27 protein-coding genes and 1 tRNA gene are annotated in these 25,810 nt (G+C 56.2%); 21 read left to right on the top strand and 7 right to left on the bottom strand.

The window, feature by feature from the left end:
- The first annotated feature begins 2 nt into the window (after nt 1-2).
- From ACW9IB_RS02095 to ACW9IB_RS02080, 4 genes are read left to right on the top strand one after another with little or no spacing between them, the layout of a single operon-like run.
- Complete coding sequence (locus tag ACW9IB_RS02095) at nt 3-1,019, top strand: LacI family DNA-binding transcriptional regulator (RefSeq protein WP_457412071.1); 1,017 nt, start codon at nt 3-5, stop codon at nt 1,017-1,019.
- Nucleotides 1,020-1,048: 29 nt separating this feature from the next.
- The gene (gene rbsK / locus ACW9IB_RS02090; RefSeq protein ID WP_457367295.1) at nt 1,049-1,966 is read left to right on the top strand and encodes a ribokinase; all 918 of its coding nucleotides are present in this window, start codon (nt 1,049-1,051) and stop codon (nt 1,964-1,966) included.
- Nucleotides 1,963-2,367, top strand: coding sequence for a D-ribose pyranase (gene rbsD / locus ACW9IB_RS02085; protein ID WP_457367296.1), 405 nt, complete (start codon nt 1,963-1,965; stop codon nt 2,365-2,367). Before rbsK ends, rbsD begins: the two co-directional genes overlap by 4 nt.
- A gap of 26 nt (nt 2,368-2,393) precedes the next feature.
- On the top strand, nt 2,394-3,422 hold the full coding sequence (locus ACW9IB_RS02080; protein WP_457367297.1) for a nucleoside hydrolase: 1,029 nt from the start codon (nt 2,394-2,396) through the stop codon (nt 3,420-3,422).
- A gap of 33 nt (nt 3,423-3,455) precedes the next feature.
- Here ACW9IB_RS02080 and ACW9IB_RS02075 read toward each other — a convergent pair whose 3' ends face one another.
- Nucleotides 3,456-3,668 carry a hypothetical protein gene (locus ACW9IB_RS02075; protein ID WP_457367298.1) on the bottom strand — a complete coding sequence of 71 codons (213 nt, stop codon included), beginning with the start codon at nt 3,666-3,668 and terminating at the stop codon, nt 3,456-3,458.
- 155 nt (nt 3,669-3,823) lie between these two features.
- Here ACW9IB_RS02075 and ACW9IB_RS02070 point away from each other — a divergent pair, with 155 nt between their 5' ends.
- Both ACW9IB_RS02070 and ACW9IB_RS02065 read left to right on the top strand, forming a co-directional pair.
- Entirely contained in the window at nt 3,824-4,132 is a 309-nt protein-coding gene (locus tag ACW9IB_RS02070; RefSeq protein WP_457412070.1) for a hypothetical protein, read from the top strand.
- 142 nt (nt 4,133-4,274) lie between these two features.
- A complete protein-coding gene (locus tag ACW9IB_RS02065) occupies nt 4,275-4,595 on the top strand; it encodes an I78 family peptidase inhibitor (RefSeq protein ID WP_457367300.1) in 321 nt (106 codons plus the stop codon).
- A 73-nt stretch (nt 4,596-4,668) separates the two neighbouring features.
- Here ACW9IB_RS02065 and ACW9IB_RS02060 read toward each other — a convergent pair whose 3' ends face one another.
- Nucleotides 4,669-4,881, bottom strand: a complete 213-nt coding sequence (locus tag ACW9IB_RS02060) for a cold-shock protein (RefSeq protein ID WP_003234260.1) — start codon at nt 4,879-4,881, stop codon at nt 4,669-4,671.
- Nucleotides 4,882-5,169: 288 nt separating this feature from the next.
- Nucleotides 5,170-5,496, bottom strand: a complete 327-nt coding sequence (locus ACW9IB_RS02055; RefSeq protein ID WP_457367301.1) for a hypothetical protein — start codon at nt 5,494-5,496, stop codon at nt 5,170-5,172.
- A 364-nt stretch (nt 5,497-5,860) separates the two neighbouring features.
- On the opposite strand from ACW9IB_RS02055, the gene thrS reads away from it, so the two are divergent.
- From thrS to ACW9IB_RS01990, 13 genes are all read left to right on the top strand, one after another.
- Nucleotides 5,861-7,783, top strand: coding sequence for a threonine--tRNA ligase (gene thrS / locus ACW9IB_RS02050; RefSeq protein WP_457367302.1), 1,923 nt, complete (start codon nt 5,861-5,863; stop codon nt 7,781-7,783).
- Entirely contained in the window at nt 7,783-8,334 is a 552-nt protein-coding gene (gene infC, locus ACW9IB_RS02045; RefSeq protein ID WP_457367338.1) for a translation initiation factor IF-3, read from the top strand. Before thrS ends, infC begins: the two co-directional genes overlap by 1 nt.
- Before the next feature lie 60 nt (nt 8,335-8,394).
- Complete coding sequence (gene rpmI / locus ACW9IB_RS02040) at nt 8,395-8,589, top strand: 50S ribosomal protein L35 (protein ID WP_002553160.1); 195 nt, start codon at nt 8,395-8,397, stop codon at nt 8,587-8,589.
- Nucleotides 8,590-8,619: 30 nt separating this feature from the next.
- Entirely contained in the window at nt 8,620-8,976 is a 357-nt protein-coding gene (gene rplT / locus ACW9IB_RS02035; protein WP_002553161.1) for a 50S ribosomal protein L20, read from the top strand.
- A gap of 109 nt (nt 8,977-9,085) precedes the next feature.
- Nucleotides 9,086-10,102, top strand: a complete 1,017-nt coding sequence (pheS, locus tag ACW9IB_RS02030) for a phenylalanine--tRNA ligase subunit alpha (RefSeq protein ID WP_457367303.1) — start codon at nt 9,086-9,088, stop codon at nt 10,100-10,102.
- Nucleotides 10,103-10,128: 26 nt separating this feature from the next.
- Nucleotides 10,129-12,507 (top strand): phenylalanine--tRNA ligase subunit beta, encoded by a 2,379-nt coding sequence (gene pheT, locus ACW9IB_RS02025; protein ID WP_457412068.1) that lies wholly within the window; start codon nt 10,129-10,131, stop codon nt 12,505-12,507.
- 3 nt (nt 12,508-12,510) lie between these two features.
- A complete protein-coding gene (ihfA, locus tag ACW9IB_RS02020) occupies nt 12,511-12,813 on the top strand; it encodes an integration host factor subunit alpha (protein ID WP_002553164.1) in 303 nt (100 codons plus the stop codon).
- Complete coding sequence (locus ACW9IB_RS02015) at nt 12,794-13,150, top strand: MerR family transcriptional regulator (protein ID WP_003174972.1); 357 nt, start codon at nt 12,794-12,796, stop codon at nt 13,148-13,150. Before ihfA ends, ACW9IB_RS02015 begins: the two co-directional genes overlap by 20 nt.
- Nucleotides 13,151-13,240: 90 nt before the next feature.
- Nucleotides 13,241-13,317 (top strand) — tRNA-Pro (locus ACW9IB_RS02010).
- 259 nt (nt 13,318-13,576) lie between these two features.
- Entirely contained in the window at nt 13,577-14,980 is a 1,404-nt protein-coding gene (locus tag ACW9IB_RS02005) for a Shedu immune nuclease family protein (RefSeq protein ID WP_457412067.1), read from the top strand.
- Between the two features lie 52 nt (nt 14,981-15,032).
- On the top strand, nt 15,033-15,185 hold the full coding sequence (locus ACW9IB_RS02000) for a hypothetical protein (protein ID WP_457412066.1): 153 nt from the start codon (nt 15,033-15,035) through the stop codon (nt 15,183-15,185).
- A 233-nt stretch (nt 15,186-15,418) separates the two neighbouring features.
- A complete protein-coding gene (locus ACW9IB_RS01995; RefSeq protein ID WP_457412065.1) occupies nt 15,419-17,065 on the top strand; it encodes a dsDNA nuclease domain-containing protein in 1,647 nt (548 codons plus the stop codon).
- Between the two features lie 6 nt (nt 17,066-17,071).
- On the top strand, nt 17,072-19,216 hold the full coding sequence (locus ACW9IB_RS01990) for a DEAD/DEAH box helicase (RefSeq protein ID WP_457412064.1): 2,145 nt from the start codon (nt 17,072-17,074) through the stop codon (nt 19,214-19,216).
- A 303-nt stretch (nt 19,217-19,519) separates the two neighbouring features.
- Here ACW9IB_RS01990 and mobH read toward each other — a convergent pair whose 3' ends face one another.
- A complete protein-coding gene (mobH, locus tag ACW9IB_RS01985; RefSeq protein WP_457412063.1) occupies nt 19,520-21,250 on the bottom strand; it encodes a MobH family relaxase in 1,731 nt (576 codons plus the stop codon).
- Nucleotides 21,251-21,480: 230 nt separating this feature from the next.
- Between mobH and ACW9IB_RS01980 the strand changes: the two genes are divergently transcribed.
- The gene (locus ACW9IB_RS01980) at nt 21,481-21,675 is read left to right on the top strand and encodes a DUF7740 domain-containing protein (protein WP_031320307.1); all 195 of its coding nucleotides are present in this window, start codon (nt 21,481-21,483) and stop codon (nt 21,673-21,675) included.
- A gap of 293 nt (nt 21,676-21,968) precedes the next feature.
- Here the strand turns inward: ACW9IB_RS01980 and ACW9IB_RS01975 are convergent, their stop codons facing one another.
- The gene (locus tag ACW9IB_RS01975; RefSeq protein ID WP_457412061.1) at nt 21,969-22,949 is read right to left on the bottom strand and encodes an ArdC family protein; all 981 of its coding nucleotides are present in this window, start codon (nt 22,947-22,949) and stop codon (nt 21,969-21,971) included.
- Between the two features lie 126 nt (nt 22,950-23,075).
- Nucleotides 23,076-23,414: a hypothetical protein gene (locus ACW9IB_RS01970; protein WP_457412060.1), complete on the bottom strand. Its 339-nt coding sequence runs from the start codon at nt 23,412-23,414 to the stop codon at nt 23,076-23,078.
- Nucleotides 23,415-23,867: 453 nt separating this feature from the next.
- On the opposite strand from ACW9IB_RS01970, the gene ACW9IB_RS01965 reads away from it, so the two are divergent.
- A complete protein-coding gene (locus ACW9IB_RS01965) occupies nt 23,868-24,251 on the top strand; it encodes a DUF3742 family protein (protein WP_457412058.1) in 384 nt (127 codons plus the stop codon).
- 9 nt (nt 24,252-24,260) lie between these two features.
- Here the strand turns inward: ACW9IB_RS01965 and ACW9IB_RS01960 are convergent, their stop codons facing one another.
- Nucleotides 24,261-25,805 carry a conjugal transfer protein TraG N-terminal domain-containing protein gene (locus ACW9IB_RS01960; protein WP_457412057.1) on the bottom strand — a complete coding sequence of 515 codons (1,545 nt, stop codon included), beginning with the start codon at nt 25,803-25,805 and terminating at the stop codon, nt 24,261-24,263.
- Nucleotides 25,806-25,810: the final 5 nt, after the last annotated feature.

The following is a 25,810-nucleotide window of genomic DNA, read 5'->3' as shown; positions in this document are numbered from 1 at the left end:
TCATGGCGACGATCAAGGATGTGGCAGCGCTTGCGGGCATCTCCTACACCACGGTGTCTCACGTGGTGAACAAGACGCGCCCGGTCAGTGAACCGGTACGCATCAAGGTCGAAGCGGCGATCAAGCAGCTCGACTACGTGCCCAGCGCCGTCGCCCGCTCGCTCAAGGCCAAGACCACGGCCACCATCGGCTTGCTGGTGCCCAACAGTCTCAACCCGTATTTCGCGGAACTGGCCCGAGGGATCGAGGACTACTGTGAGCGTAATGGCTACTGCGTGATCCTGTGCAACTCCGATGACAACGCCGAAAAGCAGCGCAACTATCTGCGCGTGTTGCTGGAGAAACGCATCGACGGCTTGATCGTGACCTCGGTAGGGGGTGATGACAGCGGGCTTGCGGTCGGCCTGAGCGCGGTGCGTACGCCCATGGTGATTGTCGACCGCGCGCTGGATGGCATCGACGTGGACCTGGTGCGTATCGACCATGAAGAGGGCGCCTATCTGGCGACTCGTCATCTGCTCGAGCTGGGCCACCGCGATATCGCGTGCATCGGTGGCCCGGGTCATACCCGGGTCGCACAAATGCGTCTGGCAGGGTATCGCCGGGCACTGCGGGAGGCCGGCGTCGAAGTGCTCGCCAACCGCACCGAAGAAAGCGATTTCACCAGCACGGGCGGTTACGCCGCCGCCGTGAAGTTACTGGCGCACAACCCGCCAAGCGCGATTTTTGCCTGCAACGACATGATCGGTTTCGGCGTGCTGCGTGCCGCGGCCGAACGTGATCTGCGCGTACCCGGCGAGCTGTCGGTGATCGGCTTCGATGACATTCAAATGGGCCGTTATGTCTACCCGGCGCTGACCACGGTCGGGCAGTCGATCGTGCAGTTGGGCGAGACGGCGGCCGAGCTTTTATTGCGACGAATCGCCTCCCCGCAGATAGCAGTCGACCAGCGTATCGTGACGCCTAGCATTGTGTTGCGTGAGTCCACTGCACCGTTCGCGAGCGTGTTGGCCCGATAGCGCACAACCGAATTGATGAGTACTGATGTATGCCAGCAAAAGTAGTGGTAATAGGCAGTCTGAACATGGACCTGGTGACCCGCGCCAGCCGTCTGCCCCATGCCGGTGAAACCCTGATCGGCCAATCGTTTTCCACGGTACCCGGCGGCAAGGGCGCCAATCAGGCGGTGGCGTCGGCGCGGCTGGGGGCTGAAGTCGCGATGGTCGGCTGCGTCGGCACGGATGCCTATGGCAGCCAGTTGCGTGATGCGCTCTTGGTGGAGGGCATCGATTGCCAGGCAGTCAGCACCGTAGAGGGCTCCAGCGGCGTGGCGTTGATCGTCGTGGATGACAGCAGTCAGAACGCCATCGTGATTGTTGCCGGCAGTAATGGCGAGCTGAAACCGGCTTCATTGCAAGCATTCGATGCCGTGTTGCAAGCCGCCGATGTGATTGTGTGCCAACTGGAAGTGCCGATGGAAACCGTCGGGTATGCACTTGAACGCGGTCGTAGGCTGGGCAAGACGGTGATTCTCAATCCGGCGCCTGCCAGTGGTCCTTTGCCTGCCGGTTGGTACGCGTCCATCGATTACCTGATCCCCAACGAAAGTGAAGCCACGGCGTTGAGTGGCGTGACGGTCGACTCCCTCGATAGCGCCCGTTTAGCCGCTACGCAACTGATCAAGGCGGGGGCGCGCAAAGTCATCATCACCCTGGGTGCCGAAGGTGCGTTGTTCGCTGACGGCAAAGGGTTCGAGCATTTGTTGGCACCCAAGGTCAAGGCGGTGGACACCACCGCTGCCGGTGACACCTTTGTCGGTGGTTTTGCCGCCGCACTGGCCAGCGGCCAGAGCGAAGCGGAGGCCATTCGTTTCGGCCAGGTCGCGGCGGCGCTGTCGGTCACCCGTGCCGGCGCGCAACCCTCCATTCCCTCGCTGCACGACGTACAAGGTTTTGTGTCCCCATGAAAAAGACCCCGCTGCTCAATATTGCCCTCTCGCGTGTGATTGCCTCCTTGGGGCACGGTGACATCCTGGTGATCGGTGATGCCGGTCTGCCGGTGCCGCCGGGTGTCGAATTGGTCGATCTGGCCCTGACCCAGGGCATCCCCGACTTCATCAGTACCTTGCGTATCGTGCTGAGTGAGATGCAGGTGGAAAGCCACTGGCTGGCGGAAGAAATCCTGCTCAAGCAACCGCCGGCGCTGACGGCGCTCAATACCCTGACAGAGCAGGCGGCCTTGGGTGAGCGGCGTCTGGTCAGTCATGAGGAGTTCAAACAGCTGAGCCGCAAGGCGCGCGCCGTGGTGCGCACAGGTGAGTGTCAGCCTTATTGCAATATTGCGCTGGTGTCCGGCGTAACCTTCTAGAGTTTCCCAATGACAAGGAGTGTTTCATGCAACGTGGTCTCCCAATCCTGCGAAATCTGTTTCGGAGTGTCTTGCTCATGTCCGCGCTCACAGCCGCAAGCGCCCAGGCAGCGGAAAAAATCGACCTGATCATCGACACCGATCCTGGTGCCGACGATGTGGTGGCTTTGCTGTTCGCCATGGCTTCTCCGGAAGAGTTGAACATCCGCGCGCTGACGACCGTTGCCGGCAATGTGCGCCTGGACAAGACTGCGCGTAACGCGCGCCTGGCCCGTGAGTGGGCAGGGCGCGAAGATATCCCGGTGTATGCCGGTGCCTCAAAACCGCTGTTGCGCCAGCCGATCTATGCCGAAAATATCCACGGCAAGGAGGGTATTTCCGGCGTCACTGTGCATGAACCGAAAAAGGGCCTGGCTGATGGCAATGCGGTTGACTACCTGATCAGGACTCTCACGGCTGCCAAGCCCCATAGCATTACGCTCGCCATGCTCGGCCCGCAGACCAATCTGGCGCTGGCGTTGACCCAGGCCCCGGAAATCACTCAAGGCATCAAGGAGGTGGTGGTGATGGGCGGTGCACACTTCAATGGCGGCAATATCACGCCGGTTGCGGAGTTCAACCTGTTCGCCGATCCGGTGGCGGCGGAGATTGTGCTCAAGAGTGGCGTCAAGTTGACCTACCTGCCGCTGGACGTGACCCACAAGGTGTTGACCAGCGAGGCGCGTCTGAAACAGATCGCCGACATCAAGAACAATGCGAGCAAGGTGGTGGGCGATATTCTCAACGAATACGTCAAGGGTGACATGGAGCACTACGGTATTCCGGGCGGCCCTGTGCATGATGCAACGGTCGTTGCCTACCTGCTCAAACCTGCACTGTTCAGCGGTCGCCAGGTCAATGTAGTGGTGGATAGTCGTGAAGGTCCGACCTTCGGGCAGACCATCGTCGATTGGTACGATGGCCTGAAGCAGGAAAAGAATGCGTTCTGGGTGGCGGACGGCGACGCTCAGGGCTTCTTTGATTTACTGACCGAGCGTCTGGCGCGCCTGAAGTAAAGCGTTCACCGGTTGGCGTTCGCCGATCGGCTCTTATTCGCGCTCGGGGTCGTGCACCCCCATGTGATCGGCCGGGTATTTCTCGAATACCTGGCCGATGAACGCCTGGGCAGCCTGGGTGCCGAGTTCCTTGACCAGCAGGTCGATACCGATGATCGCCAGTTCTTCCGGGCTTCCGGGGCTGTAGGAGCTTTGTCCCTGGGGCCACTTGGCTTTGATGTCGGCTTGGAGCGTTACGGTGGTCATGGAGGTCTCGCGGGGTAGAAAGTACTGTGGGGCGCTCTGGAGCGCGGCTCTTACTCTGGCAGTTAACCATTTTGCGCTGCGTTTGGCACTGCTACTTAGGCATCAGGAAAGGGCTGTGCGACACTGTCCGTCCGTTCAATTGCCGAGAGCGCCGTGTGCAAATAGATCTGAATGATCCCGAGAGCCTGACCCTGACTGCCGTGCGCCAGTTGCTTGCCAGCGCCAGTGACGACGAACATGCCCAGTTGCGCGTGACCAAGGCTGGCATTGCCTATATTTCCAGCGGCAGGATGGTCGGTGGTGTAGAGATCGATGGTCTGCTGTTTCGCTTGGAAACATGGGCCAAAGGCTCGGGTTATGTAGGCAACGTGGCCGCCAGCGATGAAGTCTGGGTCACGCAGGTTTTCAATGCACTGAAGCAGAACTGGCCGACGCCGTCGTCTGACTACATCGATATCTACTGAGCCTGTTCATATCTGGTCACGATTGCCCGGGCGAATGCCTGTCGAGAGTCAGGCAGACTTGCCGGCGGCGGTTAACGTCTTGAAACCAATCCGCCCAATCGCTGTCGCACGATCTCTGTCCATTTTTATCATAGGAGGCTTCATGCCTTGGAAGCTCGCATCATTCGGTACTTTGTTGGCGGCACTCGCATTGGCGGGTTGCAGCACCCCGGGTACCTCTGAGCCAGCCAAAGACGCCGCCGTGGCTGATGCCGGCCATAGCCGTTGTGAGTCGAAGGCCGCCGAATTCACCGTTGGCCAGAAAGCTTCGCCCCAGTTGCTGGAGCAGGCCCGCACCCGTGCCGGCGCGCAGAACGCACGCATCCTCAAGCCCAACGACATGATCACTCTGGAGTACCGCTCCGACCGCCTGAACCTGAACACCGATGACAACCTGGTGATCACGCGGGTCAATTGCGGTTGAGTCTTTCAGGGCTTTTGTAGCACCCATAAAAAACCCCGTCACATGGACGGGGTTTTTTTAGCTCGGCGGAGAATTACTCGCCGCGAACCTGTGCAGCTTGCATACCCTTTTGGCCTTTCTCAGCCACGAAGGAAACGGTTTGGCCTTCTTTCAGGCTTTTGAAACCGTCGCTTTCGATAGCTTTGAAGTGTACGAACAGGTCGTCACCGCCACCTTGAGGAGTGATGAAGCCGAAGCCTTTTTCATCGTTGAACCATTTAACGGTGCCGGTTTGGCGATTAGACATGGTGTATCTCCAAGAAACATATATTTTCAGTAGTGCTGTGCTGCTCAGGCCAACTGGGCACACCGGGCTATCATAGTCGAAATGTTCGGCTTGGGAGCCCCCCCAAGGCATTGTTTGCTAATCAATAGCGTTGCGTTTAACGCTGAGGTCGGCTGAAAGCCCCGGCCTACGGGGCTTTCACGCGAAATATATGCTGTTAAAAAAAGCCGTAAAAGCTGCGTAATTTGTGAGAAATGGCAGTTTTCGAGCTGTTTTTCAGCGAAGCGACCGTCTGATCAAGGGTGGAAACTAGTTTTTTTGCACGACCTTGCAGGACGAAATTGCCGATACCGCTTTGTTTCTAAGGTCGGGACTGGCGTTGGGGTTGGTCATCAATTCCTTGATTTCCGCAGTGCTCAATTCGGCGTTGATCTTGTCTGCACCGCACTCACAATGCTGTTTGGCAATCTTTGCGGCATCTTTGCTTTTGATTTGCTGCTGCGCGGCGCCACTGCAATCCTTGATGAAAGAGTCCCGCGCACCGGCAGGCCAGTTCGACGGGGCTGCTGCCTGCGCGCCAAGGGAAAGCAGGGTCAGGGAAGCTGCGAAGGCGAAAGTCGAGGTAAAACGCATCATGGGGATGCTCCTTTGGGTCGGGGACGAACGGCAATTCTCAGTGGGTTTGAGGCAGTGCGTACAGCTCAAGTTCACTTTTGCAGCTATAAAGACCGCAATCGATGATTCATAGCGTAGCGTCGAACCGACGACCGTTCATCTGTGCTAGCATCTTTCGCCTGGCTATTTCCCGGTGTGCCATTTGCCGCCGTGCCAGATGCTTTTGTTCACTCCAGTCACTCTGGTTCGATTATCGGTTGGCCGAAAGGCTCCTGCCGCTGTAAGGCAGGCGTTCATCACTGAACGGCCTGGTGTTGGATCTTGTACTGGCTCATCCCAACCCACGTGACCTTTGGTAGGGGTCACCACTAGGAGAGGAGGCGCCATGCCAACTATTACTCTTCCCGACGGCAGTCAACGTTCATTCGATCATTCGGTTTCCGTAGCCGATGTCGCCGCGTCCATTGGTGCAGGCCTGGCCAAGGCCACCGTGGCCGGCAAGGTCGACGGCAAGCTGGTGGATGCCAGCGACCTGATCACCGGTGACGCGAGCCTGCAGATCATCACGCCCAAGGATCAGGAGGGGCTGGAGATCATCCGCCACTCTTGCGCGCACTTGATTGGCCACGCGGTCAAACAACTGTACCCAACCGCGAAGATGGTGATCGGCCCGGTCATCGACGAAGGCTTCTATTACGACATCGCCTATGAGCGTCCTTTCACCCCGGACGACCTGGCCGCGATCGAAGCGCGTATGCACGAGCTGATCGAGAAAGACTACGACGTGATCAAAAAGGTCACTCCGCGTGCTGAAGTGATCGACGTGTTCACTGCGCGCGGTGAGGACTACAAGCTGCGTCTGGTGGAAGACATGCCTGACGAGCAGGCCATGGGTCTGTATTACCACGAAGAGTACGTGGACATGTGCCGTGGGCCGCACGTGCCGAATACGCGCTTCCTCAAGTCGTTCAAGTTGACCAAGCTGTCCGGCGCCTACTGGCGTGGCGACGCGAAGAACGAACAACTGCAGCGTATCTATGGCACGGCCTGGGCTGACAAGAAGCAACTGGCTGCCTATGTTCAGCGCATCGAAGAAGCTGAAAAGCGTGATCACCGCAAGATCGGCAAGCGCCTGAACCTGTTCCATCTTCAGGAAGAAGCGCCGGGCATGGTGTTCTGGCACCCTAACGGTTGGACCCTGTACCAGGTGCTTGAGCAGTACATGCGCAAGGTGCAGCGTGAAAACGGCTACCTGGAGATCAAGACTCCGCAGGTCGTTGACCGCAGCCTGTGGGAAAAGTCCGGGCACTGGGCGAACTACGCCGACAATATGTTCACCACCGAGTCGGAAAACCGCGACTACGCCATCAAGCCCATGAACTGCCCGTGCCACGTGCAGGTGTTCAATCAGGGCCTGAAGAGCTACCGCGAGCTGCCGATGCGCCTGGCCGAGTTCGGTGCCTGCCACCGTAACGAGCCATCCGGGGCGCTGCACGGCATCATGCGCGTGCGCGGCTTTACCCAGGACGATGCTCACATCTTCTGCACCGAAGAGCAGATGCAGGCCGAGTCCGCCGCATTCATCAAGCTGACCATGGACGTCTACCGCGATTTCGGTTTCACCGATGTTCAGATGAAATTGTCCACTCGTCCGGAAAAACGCGTCGGTTCCGACGAATTGTGGGATCGCGCCGAAGCTGCACTGGCCGCAGCGCTTGACAGTGCGGGCCTTGCGTACGATCTGCAACCGGGCGAAGGCGCGTTCTACGGTCCGAAGATCGAGTTCTCGCTGAAAGATTGCCTTGGCCGCGTCTGGCAGTGTGGTACCCTGCAGCTCGATTTTAACCTGCCGATCCGTCTGGGCGCCGAATACGTGTCCGAAGACAACAGTCGTAAACACCCGGTGATGTTGCACCGGGCGATCCTCGGTTCGTTCGAACGGTTTGTCGGAATCCTGATCGAGCACTATGAGGGCGCGTTCCCTGCATGGCTGGCTCCGACTCAGGCAGTGATCATGAATATCACTGATAAACAGGCAGATTTTGCGGCTGACGTTGAAAAAACTCTCAATGAAAGCGGATTTCGTGCCAAGTCTGACTTGAGAAATGAAAAAATCGGCTTTAAAATCCGCGAGCATACTTTGCTCAAGGTTCCCTATCTTTTGGTTATCGGAGATCGGGAAGTCGAGACGCAGACTGTCGCTGTGCGTACCCGTGAAGGTGCAGACCTGGGCTCGATGCCCGTCGCCCAATTCGCGGAGTTCCTCGCGCAAGCGGTTTCCCGGCGTGGTCGCCCAGATTCGGAGTAATTACTATTAAGCGTGATATGAGACAAGATAAACGAACTGCACCGAAAGCCCCGATCAACGAGAATATCTCGGCACGCGAGGTTCGGTTAATTGGCGCTGACGGCGAGCAGATTGGCATCGTCTCGATTGATGAAGCGCTTCGAATTGCTGAAGAAGCCAAGCTGGATCTGGTGGAAATTTCCGCCGATGCAGTGCCACCTGTTTGTCGGGTGATGGACTACGGCAAGTCGATTTTCGAAAAGAAAAAGCAAATTGCTGCTGCGAAGAAAAACCAGAAGCAAGTGCAGGTTAAAGAAATCAAGTTTCGTCCAGGGACGGAGGAAGGGGATTACCAGGTAAAACTGCGCAACCTGGTACGTTTCCTGAGTGATGGGGACAGGGCCAAGGTATCCTTGCGATTCCGCGGCCGTGAGATGGCCCACCAGGAGCTGGGGATGGAACTCCTCAAGCGGGTTGAAGCTGACCTGCTCGAGTACGGTTCGGTCGAACAGCATCCTAAGATGGAAGGACGCCAGCTGATCATGGTCATCGCCCCGAAAAAGAAGAAGTAATCAACAGGGCACGGCAGGCCTTCTGATTATGTTTATCAACTGAATGCGGAGTATCCGAACATGCCAAAGATGAAGACTAAAAGTGGTGCTGCTAAGCGGTTTCTGAAAACTGCTAACGGTATCAAGCACAAGCACGCTTTCAAGAGCCACATCCTGACCAAAATGTCGACCAAGCGTAAGCGTCAACTGCGCGGTAGCAGCTTGCTGCATCCGTCTGACGTGGCAAAAGTCGAGCGCATGCTGCGCCTTCGTTAATTTTTGGATCAAGAATAGAGGAAGTAACTCATGGCTCGTGTAAAGCGTGGCGTCATTGCCCGTAAACGTCACAAAAAAATTCTGAAACTTGCTAAAGGCTACTACGGCGCGCGTTCACGCGTATTCCGTGTTGCCAAGCAAGCGGTAATCAAGGCAGGCCAATACGCCTACCGTGACCGTCGTCAGAAAAAACGTCAGTTCCGCGCTCTGTGGATCGCTCGTATCAACGCTGGTGCTCGTGTTAACGGTCTGTCCTACAGCCGTTTCATCGCTGGCCTGAAAAAAGCGTCCATCGAGATCGACCGTAAGGTTCTGGCTGATCTGGCAGTGAACGAAAAAGCGGCGTTTGCTGCGATTGTCGAGAAAGCTAAAGCCACCTTGGCTTAAGTACCCCCGACAGTCACCCTGGGTCACTCCTGTGGCCCAAGGTGTTAAACGTCATAAATAGGGGAAGAGCCTTCAAGCTCTTCCCCTATTTCGTATCTGGAGTCTGTACATGGAAAACCTGGACGCGCTCGTCGCTCAAGCTCTTGAGGCTGTGCAAAGCGCTGAAGATATCAATGCCCTGGAGCAAATCCGGGTTCACTACCTTGGCAAAAAGGGTGAATTGACTCAGGTGATGAAGACCCTGGGGAATTTGCCGGCTGAAGAGCGTCCGCAAGTCGGCGCGCTGATCAACGTCGCCAAGGAGCGTGTCACAGAGGTTCTCAATGCGCGCAAGGCGTCGCTCGAGGAGGCCGAACTTGCGGCCAAACTCGCCGCCGAGTCCATTGACGTGACCCTGCCGGGTCGCGGCCAGACCTCGGGCGGCCTGCATCCGATCACCCGGACTCTGGAACGTATCGAGCAGTTCTTCACCCATATCGGCTACGGCATTGCCGAAGGTCCTGAGGTCGAAGACGATTATCACAATTTCGAGGCGCTCAACATCCCAGGCCACCATCCGGCCCGGTCGATGCATGACACCTTCTATTTCAACGCCAACATGCTGTTGCGCACCCATACCTCGCCGGTACAGGTCCGCACCATGGAAGCGAACAAGCCGCCGATCCGCATCGTCTGCCCAGGCCGTGTGTACCGCAGCGACTCCGATATCACCCACTCGCCGATGTTCCATCAGGTCGAAGGCCTGCTGGTTGATCGCGATATCAACTTCGCCGACCTCAAAGGCACCATCGAAGAGTTTCTTCGCGTGTTCTTCGAGAAAGAGCTGGCGGTGCGTTTCCGTCCATCGTTTTTCCCGTTCACCGAGCCGTCCGCCGAAGTCGACATGGAATGCGTGATGTGCAGCGGTAAAGGTTGCCGTGTCTGCAAGCAGACCGGCTGGCTGGAAGTGATGGGCTGCGGCATGGTTCACCCCAACGTGCTGCGCATGTCCGGCATCGACCCGGAAGAGTTCTCGGGCTTTGCCTTCGGCATGGGGGTCGAGCGTCTGGCCATGCTGCGTTACGGCGTGAACGACTTGCGTCTGTTCTTCGACAACGACTTGCGGTTCCTCGCGCAATTTCGCTAGTCGTAACGAATCTTTAGGAGAGCAGGATGAAATTCAGTGAACAATGGCTGCGCGGCTGGGTAAGCCCGCAGGTAGATCGTGACGCGCTGGTGGCCCGTCTGTCGATGGCAGGCCTTGAGGTCGACAGCGTCACCCCGGCTGCCGGTGTTTTCAGTGGCGTGGTGGTGGGCGAGGTGTTGAGCACCGAGCAGCATCCCGATGCCGACAAATTGCGTGTGTGCCAGGTCAGCAATGGTTCGGAAACCTTCCAGGTCGTGTGCGGAGCGCCCAATGTGCGTCCGGGCCTGAAGATCCCTTTCGCCATGATCGGCGCCGAGCTGCCCGGTGACTTCAAGATCAAGAAAGCCAAGCTGCGCGGCGTCGAGTCCAACGGCATGCTGTGTTCCCAGGCCGAGCTGCAAGTTGGCGAAGGTAACGATGGTCTGATGGAGTTGCCGACCGACGCGCCGGTAGGTCAGGACATCCGTGTTTACCTGGAGTTGGACGATGCCAGTATTGAAGTCGACCTGACACCGAACCGCGGTGATTGCCTGTCGCTGGCCGGTCTGGCCCGTGAAGTGGGCGCGTTGTACAACGCCGCGGTCACCCGTCCAGTGGTTGCCGCCGTACCTGCCGTGCACGACGAAGTGCGCCCGATCGACGTGCTGGCCCCCAATGCGTGCCCACGTTACCTTGGTCGCGTGATTCGCAATGTCGACCTGTCCAAGCCGACGCCGCTGTGGATGGTCGAGCGTCTGCGCCGTGCCGACGTACGCAGCATCGACGCTGCCGTCGACATCACCAACTACGTGATGCTGGAGCTGGGTCAGCCGCTGCATGCTTTCGATCTCGCCGAAATCAACGGTGGCATCCGCGTGCGCATGGCGGAAGAGGGCGAGAAACTGGTATTGCTCGACGGCCAGGAAGTCAGCCTGCGTGCCGACACCCTGGTCATCGCCGATCATTCCCGCGCCTTGGCGATTGCCGGCGTAATGGGCGGTGAGCACAGCGGCGTGTCCGCTACCACCCGTGATGTGTTCCTTGAGAGCGCGTTCTTCGATCAGATCGCTATCGCCGGCAAGGCCCGTTCCTATGGCTTGCACACCGATGCATCGCATCGCTACGAACGTGGCGTGGACTGGAAGCTGGCCCGTGAAGCCATGGAGCGCGCCACTGGCCTGCTGCTGGAAATCACCGGCGGCGAAGCCGGCCCGATCACAGAGACCGTGAACGAACAGTTTCTGCCATCCGTTGCGCCGATCACCTTGCGCGCCAAGAGCGTTGAGCAAATGCTCGGCCTGGTGATCGAGCCTGCTGAAATCGAGCAACTGTTGTCCGCCCTTGGCTTGGCTATTTCCGCCAGCGGGGAAGGGCAGTGGCAGGTTGAAGTGCCAAGCCATCGCTTCGATATCAGCCTGGAAGTTGACTTGATCGAAGAGCTGGCTCGTCTGTACGGCTATAACCGTCTGCCGGTTCGCTACCCGCAAGCACGCCTGGCGCCGCAACCCAAGGCTGAGGCGCGTGCGCACCTGCCGGAACTGCGTCGTCTGCTGGTTGCCCGTGGTTATCAGGAGGCGGTGACTTACAGCTTCATCGACCCGAAACAGTTCGAACTGTTCAACCCGGGCGTTGAGCCGCTGCTGCTGGCCAACCCGATCTCCAACGATATGGCGGCCATGCGTTCGTCGCTGTGGCCAGGCTTGGTAAAAGCCTTGTCCCACAACCTGAACCGCCAGCAAGACCGTGTGCGCATGTTCGAAAGCGGCCTGCGTTTTGTCGGTCAGCTGGACGGCCTCAAGCAGGAGCCGATGCTGGCAGGTGTGGTCTGCGGCAGCCGTCTGCCTGAGGGCTGGGCCCAGGGCCGTGATGTGGTGGATTTCTTCGACGTCAAGGCCGACGTGGAAGCCGTGCTGGGTTTTGCCGGTGCCTTGGATGATTTCACCTTCGTTCCAGGCAAGCACCCAGCGCTGCACCCAGGCCAGACCGCGCGTATCGAGCGTGAAGGCCGTTTGGTGGGCTTTGTGGGTGCGCTTCACCCTGAGCTGTCGAAAACCCTCGGTCTCGACCGTCCGGTCTTCGTTTTCGAGTTGGTCCTGGCTGAAGTGGCATCGGGCAAAATGCCCAAATTCAGCGAGTTGTCGCGCTTTCCTGAAGTGCGCCGCGACTTGGCGCTGATCGCCGATCGTGACGTGGCTGCCACGGCTGTTCTGGATGTAATCCGTGAAAATGCAGGGGAATGGCTGACAGACCTCAGGCTATTTGACGTCTATCAGGGTAAAGGCATTGATCCGCATAGAAAAAGCCTTGCAGTTGGCTTGACCTGGCAGCATCCATCGCGCACTCTTAATGACGATGAGGTGAATACCACGACACAAAATATCCTCACCTCGCTCGAACAAAGGTTGAACGCCACGTTAAGGAAGTGACGTATGGGGGCTTTGACGAAAGCTGAGATGGCGGAACGTCTGTACGAAGAGCTGGGTCTGAACAAACGCGAAGCCAAGGAATTGGTCGAGCTGTTCTTCGAAGAAATTCGGCACGCTCTGGAAGACAACGAACAGGTCAAATTGTCCGGTTTCGGCAATTTTGACCTTCGGGACAAACGCCAGCGGCCTGGCCGCAATCCAAAAACGGGAGAAGAAATCCCGATCACGGCTCGCCGTGTGGTCACCTTTCGTCCAGGGCAGAAGTTGAAGGCCCGAGTTGAGGCTTATGCTGGAACCAAGTCATAACGACGAACTACCCGTCATCCCGGGCAAACGCTACTTCACCATTGGTGAAGTCAGCGAGCTGTGTGCGGTAAAACCGCACGTGCTGCGCTATTGGGAGCAGGAGTTTCCTCAACTCAACCCCGTCAAACGCACCGGAAACCGCCGGTATTATCAGCGTCAGGACGTGCTGATGATCCGGCAGATCCGTGCGTTGCTGTACGACCAGGGGTTTACCATCAGCGGCGCGCGCCAGCGCATGTCCGGTGATGAAGCCAAAGACGACACCACCCAGTACAAACAACTGATCCGCCAGATGATCTCCGAGCTCGAAGATGTACTCGTGGTTCTCAAGAAGTAATTCAGGCTTTTAAAATACTTCCACATTTCAAAAGCTTGCGGTATATTCCCGTTCGCTTCGTTACGAAGCGAACCCAGTAACACGCCTAGTCGGGGCGTAGCGCAGTCCGGTAGCGCACTAGCATGGGGTGCTAGGGGTCGAGTGTTCGAATCACTCCGTCCCGACCATATTTTTCAATGACTTAGCCCGATCTGAAAAGGTTGGGCTTTTTCATGTCTGAAAAATACTCCCACATTTACTCCCACGAATATTCTGGATCTAGGTGGCTTCGACGTCTGTACGCGGAACCACTACAAATCCACGCAACTGTCCGTGATAATCACCTTGCATGATTCTTGGAAAGATCTCGTGCAAGTCTCAGGAGGGAGACCAATGGCAGTGCAACATCGTCGGGGGCAAAGCAGGTGGTACACGGATGTTGAGGTCATGGAACCAGCGTTTCGGATTGAAGCTGGCGTGACCGATGAAGGCCTGGAGTACCGGGATCTGTTCATGCAAACTTTCGTGCGGGATGCCTCTGACCCTCGTCGTTGGCAGAGTCAGCCCGAACCCGATTGGCATTGGCTGGCGAGGGTATTTCCGAAGCAGATTGTCACCTATCCTGTGTTTTCCAATCCTCATGCACAGCGCTACCTGAAGCCTCGGCATGGCCGCTTCCGAACAATCACTTATGAAAAGTACTTTGGGAAAAGCCTACCGGATAATCCTGCATCGGCGGTTTCTGACATCGAGCTGTCGCTTCCGTGGCACACGTCCAACCCATGCACCTATGGGCTAGGGCTTACCAAGGAATTGGATGACATTTGGCGGGGGCTTTCCAGCTTCCCGAAACTCAACACCATCGTGCTGGCGCGTGACGACATTTTGCGGGTGGACGGCAATACCGTGCGAATTCCGGAGGATGAGCTTCAAGGGATACGGCGGGCTTTCGAACGCACGACTCGCAAAATGCGCGACGTCGTGAAACAGGCCAGAACAGCTCACATCCGCAACGCGCTTTTGGCACCTTTGGATTCTGAGAGATTTCCACCGATTGTCCAAGTCAACCCTGAAGGCCAACTGGTTGAGGTCCGCCTGGACCGGGGAAGACAAAGCAAAGAAGTCGCTCGCTCTGGGCGAAAAGCCACGGTCAAAGCGGTGCGCTCCAATGTGGAGAAGCTGGCGGCGGAGGCGCCCGAGGAACTTATCGAGCTGCATGCCGAGATTGAACGCGTCACCCTGGCCCAGATGATTGAACAGTACGAAAGCATGCTCCAGAAAGAACTTTCTGAAAATGCCTGGCAGAAGTTTTTCGAGCGCAATATCTTCATCCTCACCATGATTTTCGCCCGTCCCGTCAGGTTGCTTCACACCCAGTTCCATGCCCAGGGCTCGAGGCTGGACGGGACCGGTGCACAGATTGGTGACTATTTGTTCGCCGAGCAAGGCCTCGCTCTAGCCATCGTGGAAATCAAGAAGCCAGGCAGTTCGTTGCTGCGTGCGAAGCCCTACCGAAACAGGGAAGTGTTCGCGCCTGACGAGGAGCTAAGTGGGGCGGTTACCCAAGTGCTTTACCAGCAGAGCAAGCTTCACGAAAACTGGCTGATTCATCAGCAACGTCCAGAGCTTCGAGACTCACGTCCGGATGCCATCAGATGCGTGGTCATCGCCGGCATGATGCCCAAGGAAGACATGCAGCGCCGAAGCTTCGAGGTGTTTCGAAATGCCTGCAAGAATGTGGAAGTAATCACCTTCGACGAACTGCTGGGCAAGCTGCGATTGTTGTTGGAGCACCTATCCCCACGCGAAGAACCGCTGGACGATATACCACCGGATGACCTGCCTTTCTAGGAAATTTGGTCAGGGTTGTCAAAGCTACATCTCAGCTGAAGGACAGGCAAGGTTGGCAGGGCAACTGGCGCACATGTTCCACGTGTTGGACAATGGAGACGACTGGGGCCAGGAGCAGATCAACGAGCATGCGCAAGCCGCGCTCTTGCTGATCGAGGCGCAGAGGCTTGATTGGTGCGCTGAGCTGGCCTGCTCCATGAACTAGTGCATCAGTGGCCCCTCATACGTGGAGGCTCGTCGATATATCTCGCGAAGTGCCTGTTCCAGGTCGTTCTCACCTTGCAGTGTGATCTGCATGCTTCCTCCATGAATGTTTCAGTGTCGCGGCTCTGGCGTCGCGAGGGTTGTGGAATAGGGATAGTCGGCCAATTGCCATTAGTGGTAGCTTTCGCACTAACACGCGCGTCTGCTATCCCTGAGTGAGCTCAGGATGCCGACGTGACCGGCTCGATTCAGGCTAACAGGGACGTCATGGTGCTTATCAAAATCCCATCGAACAAAGGTGGGCCTGCGGCAAGGCAAGGTTTCAAGTATCAGGATCACGTTGCCGTTTCCTTCATATTAAAGATGCTCCGCGATAGCAGTTACCAGCAGGTCGAGTGTGAGACTGCTGATGACATCGTACTGGTCTCTCGCCAGTCTGGTGAGACGGTTAACGAATATATTCAGGTCAAAACTACCGAGGGTGACAGCAAGTGGAACCAGAGTGAAGCAACCGCTCTGGACAACGGTCGGGCTGACACTTCTCTACTGCAGAAGTCACTGCTTTGTGACTGCCGTCCTGGAAAAGCTCTGTTCCGAATGGTCACCAAGCGTGATACCGCCAAAGCTTTGAGTTGCTTCAAACTGGAGCTTGAAAAGCGAACTCAGCCTGACCTTGCGACCAGCCGTGGGACAGCCCTTGCTAAAAAGTTCAAGAAAACACGCTCACCCATGGGGCGCGACTTTTGCTATTGGGCGGACAATTTTGTGTGGCAGATCTGTGGCGATTTGGATGCGCTGGAGTCGGTGAATCTGCGCAAGCTAGCAGAAATAATCGATCTTCAAGGCTCGTGGCCTACGCACAAACAACAGCAGGCAATCTACGCGGAATTTCTGGGTTGGGCAGATGATGCGGCAACTGCAAACGCCATCTCCGAATCTACACAAAAAGTCATTACGCGCGCAGCTGCCATGGATCGTCTCGATACACTCCTGGCGGCGGCTGATAGCAAAAACATCACCTACTCGAAGCCCTATAAATCCAAGCCTCCACCTTTTCTGGTCGAGTTCCATGCCGCAACCGAGGAGGGACTGCTACGCAGCCTGACCGGGTACGACGTTCAATATGACTTTGGCGAGTGGAGGCATAAGGAACTCGCTGAGCACCTGGTTCAGTGGCTCCCCGAGTTCTGCTTGCAAGCCAGCGAGATCGTGAATTTTCAAGTTCATCATGCTCAGACGATTCTGTCGAAGGCGATTGCTACGTTCACTCAGAATGGCATGGAGCGCGATAAGTTAATTGCAGAACTGATCCTGCATGTGATTTTGAGAAATAAGGAAAATAGCGAGCCGATCGCGTGCAAAGTGTTTTTTGCCTCAAAGACAGGCCTATCCGAGTTCGGGAACGCCCATATTGTTCAGCGCTCAGGCGAGGTCGATCAACTCTGGCTGGGGTTGGCGAGGATGATTACTGTGGGAACCATGGCCCAGACTATAGCGCAGGTTTGCAGCACTCTGGATTCTACAATTAACAAAGCCGCACTGACTAACGAGCGCGAGATCATCATCTCACTGCGCGAACCGAATCACCTTCGCTCCAATTCGGAGGATTTCAACAAAGTGTTGGAACGGAACGCGCCTGCTGAAGAGATGCTGAAGGTGCTGTGCTTTCCTGTGTTACTAGCTTACGACAGTGATGCCTTATCCTCTGGATACCTCTCTGACTATATTGATCGGCTGAGGCACGAGATCAACGACCACTACAGTTCATTAAAAGTACATCTGCCGAAGAAAATGGACCAGATCCGAATTGCAGTGTTTCTTGTTCCTATCGAAAGCATCCAGAACTTGATCAAAGAGTTCAACTCACGTTGCAGGGTTTAGGCTGACATGAGATATGAAGTAGTTAAGGAACGACTCGAACGGCTCGGTGAAGATTCAAACTCCAAGATCGAGCTTCTCCAAGCTATCAGTGTTGCCGTGAATCGGGGGAACCCAGAGTGGGAAGGGCGAGACCTCGTCATCCGTGCACTCGATAAATTCGCCTTGTTTGGTGAAGTTGAGCAATCCTTGCTGCTGAGTATGATCCGCGCTGTGGGGCTATTTCCCTACATCACTCCGTACCTCGATGAAGTATCGATTTCAGACCGTCTGGCCTACGAGGTGCATCGGGTGGACGGAGTTGAAGCGGGCATGGTTTTTCACCGGCTGCAGGCTCATGTGTTCAGCTTGCTAATGCAAGGACGCAACGTCGTGCTGAGCGCCTCCACAAGCGTCGGTAAAAGCCTGGTGATCGACGCCATTCTGGCCCAGGAAAAATTTCGCAAGATTGTAGTCATCGTTCCAACCATCGCCCTCATCGACGAAACGCGCCGACGTCTGGTCAAGCGTTTCAAACAGAAATGCAACGTCATTACGCATCCGACTCAGGAGGCCGACGACGCACGAGTAAACGTCTACCTGCTGACCCAGGAGAGAGTCCTCCAGCGCGACGATCTACAGGACGTTGGCTTTTTCGTCGTAGATGAATTCTACAAACTTGATCTGTCCAGTGACTCGGAAGCCGGCAGCCGTGCGATTGATTTGACCTTGGCTTTCCACAAGCTGGCGAAACAGGGGGCGCAGTTCTACCTACTCGGCCCTCATATCCAAAACATCCACGGTCTCGACGCTTACGAGTACAACTTTATCCCTTCCAATTTTTCCACAGTGGCCGTTGATGTTGAGCATTTCAATCTGCCGACCAACGGAGATGCGCGCAAGGACAAGCTCCTAGAACTCTGCCGCAAAATTACCACCCCCACGCTGATCTACTCTCAATCGCCGGCAAGCGCTAACAAGATTGCACAGCTCCTTATCGAAAAAGGCGGGCTTTCGCCGCTCGCGCAGACCCAAGACATTGCTCAATGGATCGCGAAGGAGTACCACCCACAGTGGAACGTCGCCAAGGCCATATCGCTCGGTATCGCCATTCACCATGGTGGCGTCCCTAGGGCGCTGCAGCAGTATTTTGTGAAGCTCTTCAACGAGGGGACAATCAAGCACATCATCTGCACGTCTACGATGATTGAGGGGGTCAATACCTCAGCAGAAAACGTCATCATTTATGACCGCCGGGTTAGTAACACGCCGTTCGATTTCTTCACGTTCAAGAACATTTCTGGCCGCGCGGGTCGCATGAACCGCTACTTCATCGGCAAGGTTTACATGCTGGAGGCACCGCCGGAAGAAAAAGATCTCACCGTGGACTATCCGATCGGACTGCAGAACGAAGACTCACCGATGGGGCTTTTGATGAAGCTAGAGCCGGAGTACCTCACGGAGATCTCCCGCCAACGGCTGGATCGGGCGTATGCCACGCCGTTGCTGTCCACAGCCACCCTCGTCGAAAATCGGCATATCCCGGTTGACCGGCAGATAGAGATCGCCGAATCAATTATCAGAAACCTTGCATTGAGTCGCCGAATGCTCACTTGGAAAGGAAACCCCGAACAAAACCAGCTCGAATACGTGTGCACCCTAGTCTGTGATCACCTTCAGACCAAACTAATGGACTATGGAATCATTTCAGGCCCTCAGCTCGCCTTTCATATCAACTCTGTCCGGATGGAGAAAGACTTCTCGGCGTATCTGCAGAACGCGATCGACACTAACCGAGCGGGCAACACTGCGAGCGAAGCGATCAACCTTCGGCTCAAGTTTATCCGTAACGTCCTGTGCTACCGCCTTCCTCGTGATTTTATGGCCATCAGCAAGATCCAGGCGGATGTTTTCACCCAGCGCAATATTGAGCCAGGAGACTTCAGTTTTTTCTCTGAGCAGATGGAGAACCTTTTTCACGATCCCTTACTGACGGCGCTGGACGAATATGGGATTCCCATACAGGTCTCGACGCGGATTAAGAATTCGATCCTTCCATCTGACAACCTGAATGACCTGCTGAACAAGTTACGGCACTTAGCGAGCCGTCTGGATAGGATGCCGATGTCTCCGTTTGAGCGAAATATTATGAAATGGGCGATTGACGAGATGTAGCTCCGAGGCGCTGGCAGGGAGCATCTGCCGGGGCAATACGCGGTGCGTTCAGCTTCTTGCGTGACTTGTGCCCTGTGATTGTATTTTTCAGGTGGTTTGGGGGCGGTGGCTTGGTGACCGTGGAGCTTGATGGTACCTAAGTAATAACTTCACCTGGCCCACCTGCTGTCTACAATAGAAAGTGGTTTGATCGACGGGCGGTTAGCCGGTCTGATGCTGTTTTTTAGAACAGCCTGCTCCATCCATAGCCTGATCACTTGAGTCGATTCAGCGTGTTGAGTTTCAATGTGATGTTACGGACATTTAAGCTTTTTCAACTTTTAGAAAAGGATTGTCGGCAGGTACCGGCTCAGCTTCGAATAAGAGTGCTGGATTTTCTAGCAAATAGCCTCTGAGGTTTCCTTTTTTCCGAGGGCCTTCCACCTGACAGATCCAGATGTTCAAACCATCGTCGCGCTTTTTGTGGGTCTTCAGCTTCTCGAACTGTTTCTGCACCCATCGCCATTCCTCATCCGTGGAATCGGCCCCTAATGATATGCCCGGAAACTCCTGAGCATAGCGCTGAAAAACGCCAGGCGTGACCAGAAACACAGTACCGCTCACCGTATGGATTTTGGCCTTGCTGTCGTTGATGATCAGCTTATGATTCTGGATGCCCTCTCTGACCCAGTTCAGGAATGCCTGGCCAGGGTTATCCGATGGGAGGGGGGAGGTCCCGGGAGGGCTTCCTGACGGAAAGTCACTGTCCTCTGGCCCCTCCAGCTCGAACATATCGAGCAGAGTTCCGAGGTAGTCGGCATCTTCTATGGCCATGGGATCTGGCTGCGAAGAGCTCTTACGCGATCTTGTACTGACGATCTTAGGCGCTGGTGATGATGCCGAAGCGTCATTCGAGTGGCCATCGGCAATAACGCTCACCGTTCCGCTGTAAGCCTCAGGCCGATCTTCATTCCCCCAAATCAACGCCGGTTGAAGGCGCAGAAAGGTGAAGGTCTGTTGCCAGTTGCCCTGCGTAACAAGCGCGGTCCAGATGGCTTTGCCTTCCGGAGTCGACTCGACTAGTCCATGTGATTGCAGTTCATCGAATACTGCTATGTTGGATGAGGGAATGCCCTCAATCGATTGCGAGAGCAGATAGGCTCGCAGCTTGTCCGTGACCGTTTTACTGACCAGCCAGAGTGCGTCTTGAGTCAACCATCCCGCGGCACCCGGCTGGTTGAGTTTCAGTTCGTGTTGAACCAGGTGTCGCAGTCCGCTGAGCAAGTGATGTTGCAGCGAATGAATGGGTGCTTGTAGTGCCTTGCTCGGGTTGCCACCAATGTTCTGCGCGGTGGAGACGCGGTCGGCCTGAATCACCAACTCGCCCAGCACGCCGGCACGTTCGTACTGACCGGCCAGGACATACAGCAAGCTGGCCCACAGCGAAGGAAAACCACTGAGCCAGTCCAAGATAGGTCGGTCGAGAATCTGGGTATAGAGCAAACCCGCGGCGGCGCCGTGCAGATGGTAGTCGCGACCTTTGACATAGCGAAAACGGTAGGGCTGATCCAGGGGGCCGTACCAAGGATGCCAAAGACGGCCATCCTGGCGCTCGACCTCCAGGTCCACGGCGATCTTGCCGATGTCATGCAGCAGGGCGCCATAGGCGATGCCGGCCGACCAGGCGTCAGTCTGGGCGGCTTGGTCTTCCGGTGCGGCGCCGGTGGGAAGCAAATAGGATTGGCGCAGTTTCAAACTACAGGTGATCAGTTCCAGTCCATGGTCGAGCATGCCGCCGAGATACGCATGATGGTGCGTTTCGCTGGCCGGGAGTTGCTGGACCTGTTCAGCATAGCGATGGATCGGATTTAAGTAGAGCTGGGTGAATTGGGTGTGGGAGAGGGCGGTGTATTGCCAGATGCGATCGAGCAACTGCCGGCGGTGTTCCGCTGCCAACAAACTGTTGGCCGACTCAATGGGCAGGTAGCCTTCGGCGACGCTCACGGTCGGTGGTGGAGGGGGCTTCTGCCTTTTGCGGCGAAACAGACTGAGCATCGTGGCCTCCGGGAGTTGGCTGGGTCAGTGGCCTTTTAACCTTTTTTGAATAGCGCTCTTACCCTTGAGTCCCCATTCCCTTCCAACCCTTACCCGTCCTTTTGGCTTGGGTCCCTTTGTGCGGCAATCGGAATATCGATTTGCGCTGGTGCCATTTTGTTGGAGGTGAGTGCTGGTACGGCAAAGGCAAGAGTCGCTACACTGCGGTGCGAATTTTCTTGGGTCTTGCCATGAACCTCACTGACGCCACGCTCGTGCTGCTGCTCGCGGCACGTATCCATGGGACCGACGAAGCCGTCAGGGCCTCGGCGAAGAGCGTGGTCAAGAAGTTGCCGCGCAGTAAGCGTGATCTGATTTACCAAGTGATCGACAGCCGGAGACCACTCGAGCTGGTTGGGTTTCTCGCGGAAAACCTGGATGACTGACCACAATCTTTTCAGGGCGTTCAGCTCTCGAAATGGCTCTCGGTGGCGAGAGTGAGTTGTCCACGAAAAGCGTGGGTATGTCTGTGGATAAAGCTCGGCATGCCGCAGAGCACACTCATTGCGATGGAGTGACTATTAATTGATCGATAGCGCTCATGATGGCTGATGGCATGCGATCCTGACATCGAAGAGCGTCTCCCAAAGGCACGAGGTCATCTCTGCTAATGTGTCATCGCCGAGTAGAAAAAGGCCCAACTCGCGTCGGGCCCTGTGAAGCATTTGATGCGGTGAGTTTAAGAGTTACTCATGATTAAACGTTGGCGCTTCTGCTCGGCGGGCTCCTCCAATACTGCTTGCTCCAATTGCTGCTTCAGATTGAGTAAATACTCTGACGCGGCTCTTGCTTGGCCGCTGGCACGTAAGATTGCGCGCTTGTCAGCCTTGAGCAGGCTGAGCCAGGACTCGATGTAGCCCTCATGCCGAAGCTCTCCCTGTATACCGGTGTAGGCACATAAAAACGCAGCCCCCATTTCGGCAATCAACTCTTCAAACGCGTAGCCTGGCGAGCCGAACGGACAAGACGACGTTACGCCTTCGCGCTGCAACCGCGAGTGATGCCCGGTCCAGTGTGTCAGCTCGTGCAGTGCGGTGGCGTAGTACCCGCCTTCATCATGAAATTGTGCTTTTGTCGGCAGTTGGATGAGATCCCTGATCGGGTGGTAAAAGGCTTCATCGGCAGATCGATGAACAATTTTTGCGCCCGAACTTAACAACAGACTTTCTGCAGCACTGTTGGCCAGGAAGGGATCGGTCGAGTCCGCTTCGAGCAAGGTTTCGTTGAACGTTTCGAGGCCCTCCGTTTGCTCGATGTTGAACAAAAAATGCGTCCTGAGAAGGCCAAAGTGAGCGACCTTAGGCTGACCGTTTTCATCGAGCACGGGTTGGCCTGACTCGCTCTGCTCCTCGCGTTCCATTGGCTTATAGAGCACTGCCAGGGCACTGTGCTCACCCTTACGGATGTGCCCACCGGCTTTTTTGGCTTGGTTGAAGGTCAGCCAACGATCTTGAGTGAATCCCTGCAATCGGGCCTCGGCCCATAGCAACGGCAAGTTGATCCCTGAATAGGGACGCTGTGTAATGGCGTTAATGGGGTAGGGGTGATGATGACCGACGTCAGCTGAGCCACATGAGGACCAGGGTTTGATCCAGGGAGTTACGCCTTGGTCCAAGGCGGTAACGATCTTGTCAGTCACGTCTTGGTAGATATCGCGCATGGCATTTTCCTCGAGAGAACACGGAGGAACGCCTTGCCCGTCGGGGAGGGTTCCCCGGTGGGTGATGGTTGGATTGATGCAGGTCTTGCCTGCTGTCCGAATGTGAGTTTGGGCGCCGAGATACGGTTATCTGCGTTTAGCGTTGGCCTCTCCTGCAAGTGCTATCAGCAAGGCGCCAGCCTGACCCGGTTCTTGGAGTAGGCTGAGACTCAACTGCAGCAACGGGTCGTGGTTTAAGTGATCCGTTGATTGAATGTGGACTACCTCGAACAGCACATAGGGCTCGTGTGGAGAGGCCAGGTGAGCCTCGAAGGCTGCGCGCAATACGTGGCTCAGTTGGTCGACCTGCAGCGTCTCAGGATGATCTGAGCGCTCGAGCAGTACTGCACGTTGCCACGCGCCAGGAGTGAACACGATGGGCAGCCGAAGGGTGTTCAGTATTTCCGATGTAAGTGAGTCGGGCATGGTATATCTCCGTTGAAAACGCGAAGAAACCTGTCCCGTGCGGGAAGGATTTCCCCGCAGTGGGTTGAAGAAAAACAAGAAGGTTGCCTCGCGAGCAGAGCTCTAAAGGCGCTCAGGAGAGCAGTAGGCGTTCATCACCGTCGAAACGGTCACCGTGCGAGCCACCGAACGCTAATCGCACTTGGGGAGAACCATCACCGAAGTGACGTAGCCTTGAAGGCTTTGGCTACCTGGGCAGGTGCTGTCGATAACAGCGATCTGTACCTTGTATTTAGCCGTACGATTTACATGAGTCAAACACTGTAGAGACGCTGTTTCACGGGGCTTGTCTTGTGCCTTCCAGTGAAGATTTTTCGGCTGGGCAAACTGATAGACGGTCAGGCACGGACTGTTTTCAGTAGTAGGCTGTTACTCCTGTCTCAACCATGAAAACGCTCAAAAGGGGGCGAGAGCATGTCGACTCAGAACCGTGTTGAGGTTTCCGGTGCACACCGCTGGGCATATGCCTGTGGCATGTCGGTAAAGCGTGGTTACCGCAAGTTGAAAGCGTTTGAGTCCCGCGTTGCTGAGCGTGCGGTGACGGCAGGTATACCCGCAGGTAAATTACTTGTTCGTGGGAGCTTTCTAGTCATCAAGTTGGCAGTTGCTGCCGGACTCCTTCTCGTAAGCTTATGGTTCACAGTATCGGTGATGATCCTTACTGTCTTGTGTTTGGCCATAACCAATGGAACGCCTATCAAACCTAAGGATGCTCTCCGGTACAAGGCATATGGCGACCCATATGGTGAGTATGAGTATGGCCGCGCACCCGGGCAGCCTGATTTAAAAGACCTGTAGTTGAGTTCCTCACCCCTTCCTTAAGGCCTTTCCAGCAGACATCAGAGCTCCCGCGCCCCTTGCACCAGCGTCCTGCGCTTGAGCTGCTCCTTTGCTAAGCATGCCGTCGGCAATTGAGCCAACGCTATATCCTGCCCAGCTCATCGCAGCCAAAAACAACATTGGAAGAACGACGAACATGGCCCCCATCACGTACTCGATCACCTGCGCGGTGACAGTTCCATCCATAAGCCCGGATGTGGGCAGCGACAACAGCACCTGATTGGAAGCCGAAACCTGGTTGTACAAGGTGTCGAGCATGCTGGAGTCGACCCAGCGGGCCAGTTCCCACCAGAAACTCAACATGTGCAGCGTGAACAGTGCGAACGTCACGGTCATGACGGTCTTCAGCTGGTAGGTACTGACCAGCAGGACCAACGGCAAGCTGATGATCACGCCCATGATCAGGAAAGCCTGCACCATTGGCAGGGCGGCGCGTAGCGCATTCATTGCCGGGAAGTTGCTGAAGGAACCGAGGGCCAGCCCGGTGTTGGTGGCGAGGTTATTGAGCCCCTGATTGATCGAGCCCCCGCGAGCACTGGAGCCATAGTCCTGGTACACCTGTCCGGGTGACATGGACATCGATTGCTGGCGAGGGCTGACCAGCTCGCGCAAGGTGGCATCCTCGATCTCGTTGCTCGATCGGCCTGTCATCCAGCCCTTCAGCTGAGACAGCAGCGAAGGATCAACCTGCTCGATCAAACGTTCGCGTAACCCTAAACCGCTATCACTCCACCACTGCTTGCAGGTGGGGTAGCCCGCACCATTCTCTAGTCGCGGTAAGGAAACATCGCGGCTTTCGTCATACGGCCAGTTGACTCGCGGTGTGCGTGAGTGATCGGTGTCGTAATAGCCGGGCGTGTCGAGAAAATAGCTTGAGCCGATCCAGGAGGCGTCGTGACTTTGTGCCTTGTCCAACTGCGGACGGTTGGTGAACAGTCGAGAACGGGAATAGCCATAGCAGTCGCGGGTGAAGTCGGCGACTTCCTGCAGCAGTACCTGATTGTTGATGCGCGAACTGTCGATCTCCATACGCATCTGCCGGATATCCGGTGCGCAGGGGATGGAGGCAGTGGCCGCGGCGGTCACCCCTTTGCTCAGGGCATGCACCAGAAACCACCAGATCGGTACGTTGGCGGAGCGTTCGCCGATGGTATTGAAGGTGGTTCCCCAGGCGGTTTCTGCTGGCTTGGCCACACTCACGCCGCAGCGCTGGCTCGCCGCATCATCGAACGCCATTGAGGCGAGGCCCAGCGGAAAGACCGGCGCGCAACCGAACAAGACGACGATGTAGGCCAGCCATAGCCGGTTCTCGATCCTCGGCACCGAGAGCAGTCCCTTGTTGCCTTCATCCGCACCTTGCTGACGGGCCGATAGCCATTCCTGGAGGATGATTGCGCCGAAGGGCGCGGCAAACAGCCCGGTGTCGGACAGGACGCTCCAGAGGCCGTTGTTGATGATCCAGGCCAGCAGCGATAGGTAAAACTCCAGGTAGCTGTTGGTGCTCATGAGCATGGTGA

Source organism: Pseudomonas sp. SDO524_S393 (assembly GCF_054071875.1).
This window is presented reverse-complemented; position numbering and strand designations above follow the sequence as displayed.

Bases quoted from the DNA above. Each gene is read 5' to 3' on its own strand.
- ACW9IB_RS02095 (WP_457412071.1), top strand. From the start codon at position 3: ATGGCGACGATCAAGGATGTGGCAGCGCTTGCGGGCATCTCCTACACC.
- rbsK (WP_457367295.1), top strand. From the start codon at position 1,049: ATGCCAGCAAAAGTAGTGGTAATAGGCAGTCTGAACATGGACCTGGTG.
- rbsD (WP_457367296.1), top strand. From the start codon at position 1,963: ATGAAAAAGACCCCGCTGCTCAATATTGCCCTCTCGCGTGTGATTGCC.
- ACW9IB_RS02080 (WP_457367297.1), top strand. From the start codon at position 2,394: ATGCAACGTGGTCTCCCAATCCTGCGAAATCTGTTTCGGAGTGTCTTG.
- ACW9IB_RS02075 (WP_457367298.1), bottom strand. From the start codon at position 3,668: ATGACCACCGTAACGCTCCAAGCCGACATCAAAGCCAAGTGGCCCCAG.
- ACW9IB_RS02065 (WP_457367300.1), top strand. From the start codon at position 4,275: ATGCCTTGGAAGCTCGCATCATTCGGTACTTTGTTGGCGGCACTCGCA.
- ACW9IB_RS02060 (WP_003234260.1), bottom strand. From the start codon at position 4,881: ATGTCTAATCGCCAAACCGGCACCGTTAAATGGTTCAACGATGAAAAA.
- ACW9IB_RS02055 (WP_457367301.1), bottom strand. From the start codon at position 5,496: ATGATGCGTTTTACCTCGACTTTCGCCTTCGCAGCTTCCCTGACCCTG.
- thrS (WP_457367302.1), top strand. From the start codon at position 5,861: ATGCCAACTATTACTCTTCCCGACGGCAGTCAACGTTCATTCGATCAT.
- rpmI (WP_002553160.1), top strand. From the start codon at position 8,395: ATGCCAAAGATGAAGACTAAAAGTGGTGCTGCTAAGCGGTTTCTGAAA.
- rplT (WP_002553161.1), top strand. From the start codon at position 8,620: ATGGCTCGTGTAAAGCGTGGCGTCATTGCCCGTAAACGTCACAAAAAA.
- pheS (WP_457367303.1), top strand. From the start codon at position 9,086: ATGGAAAACCTGGACGCGCTCGTCGCTCAAGCTCTTGAGGCTGTGCAA.
- pheT (WP_457412068.1), top strand. From the start codon at position 10,129: ATGAAATTCAGTGAACAATGGCTGCGCGGCTGGGTAAGCCCGCAGGTA.
- ihfA (WP_002553164.1), top strand. From the start codon at position 12,511: ATGGGGGCTTTGACGAAAGCTGAGATGGCGGAACGTCTGTACGAAGAG.
- ACW9IB_RS02015 (WP_003174972.1), top strand. From the start codon at position 12,794: ATGCTGGAACCAAGTCATAACGACGAACTACCCGTCATCCCGGGCAAA.
- ACW9IB_RS02005 (WP_457412067.1), top strand. From the start codon at position 13,577: ATGGAACCAGCGTTTCGGATTGAAGCTGGCGTGACCGATGAAGGCCTG.
- ACW9IB_RS01990 (WP_457412064.1), top strand. From the start codon at position 17,072: ATGAGATATGAAGTAGTTAAGGAACGACTCGAACGGCTCGGTGAAGAT.
- mobH (WP_457412063.1), bottom strand. From the start codon at position 21,250: ATGCTCAGTCTGTTTCGCCGCAAAAGGCAGAAGCCCCCTCCACCACCG.
- ACW9IB_RS01980 (WP_031320307.1), top strand. From the start codon at position 21,481: ATGAACCTCACTGACGCCACGCTCGTGCTGCTGCTCGCGGCACGTATC.
- ACW9IB_RS01975 (WP_457412061.1), bottom strand. From the start codon at position 22,949: ATGCGCGATATCTACCAAGACGTGACTGACAAGATCGTTACCGCCTTG.
- ACW9IB_RS01970 (WP_457412060.1), bottom strand. From the start codon at position 23,414: ATGCCCGACTCACTTACATCGGAAATACTGAACACCCTTCGGCTGCCC.
- ACW9IB_RS01965 (WP_457412058.1), top strand. From the start codon at position 23,868: ATGTCGACTCAGAACCGTGTTGAGGTTTCCGGTGCACACCGCTGGGCA.
- ACW9IB_RS01960 (WP_457412057.1), bottom strand. From the start codon at position 25,805: ATGCTCATGAGCACCAACAGCTACCTGGAGTTTTACCTATCGCTGCTG.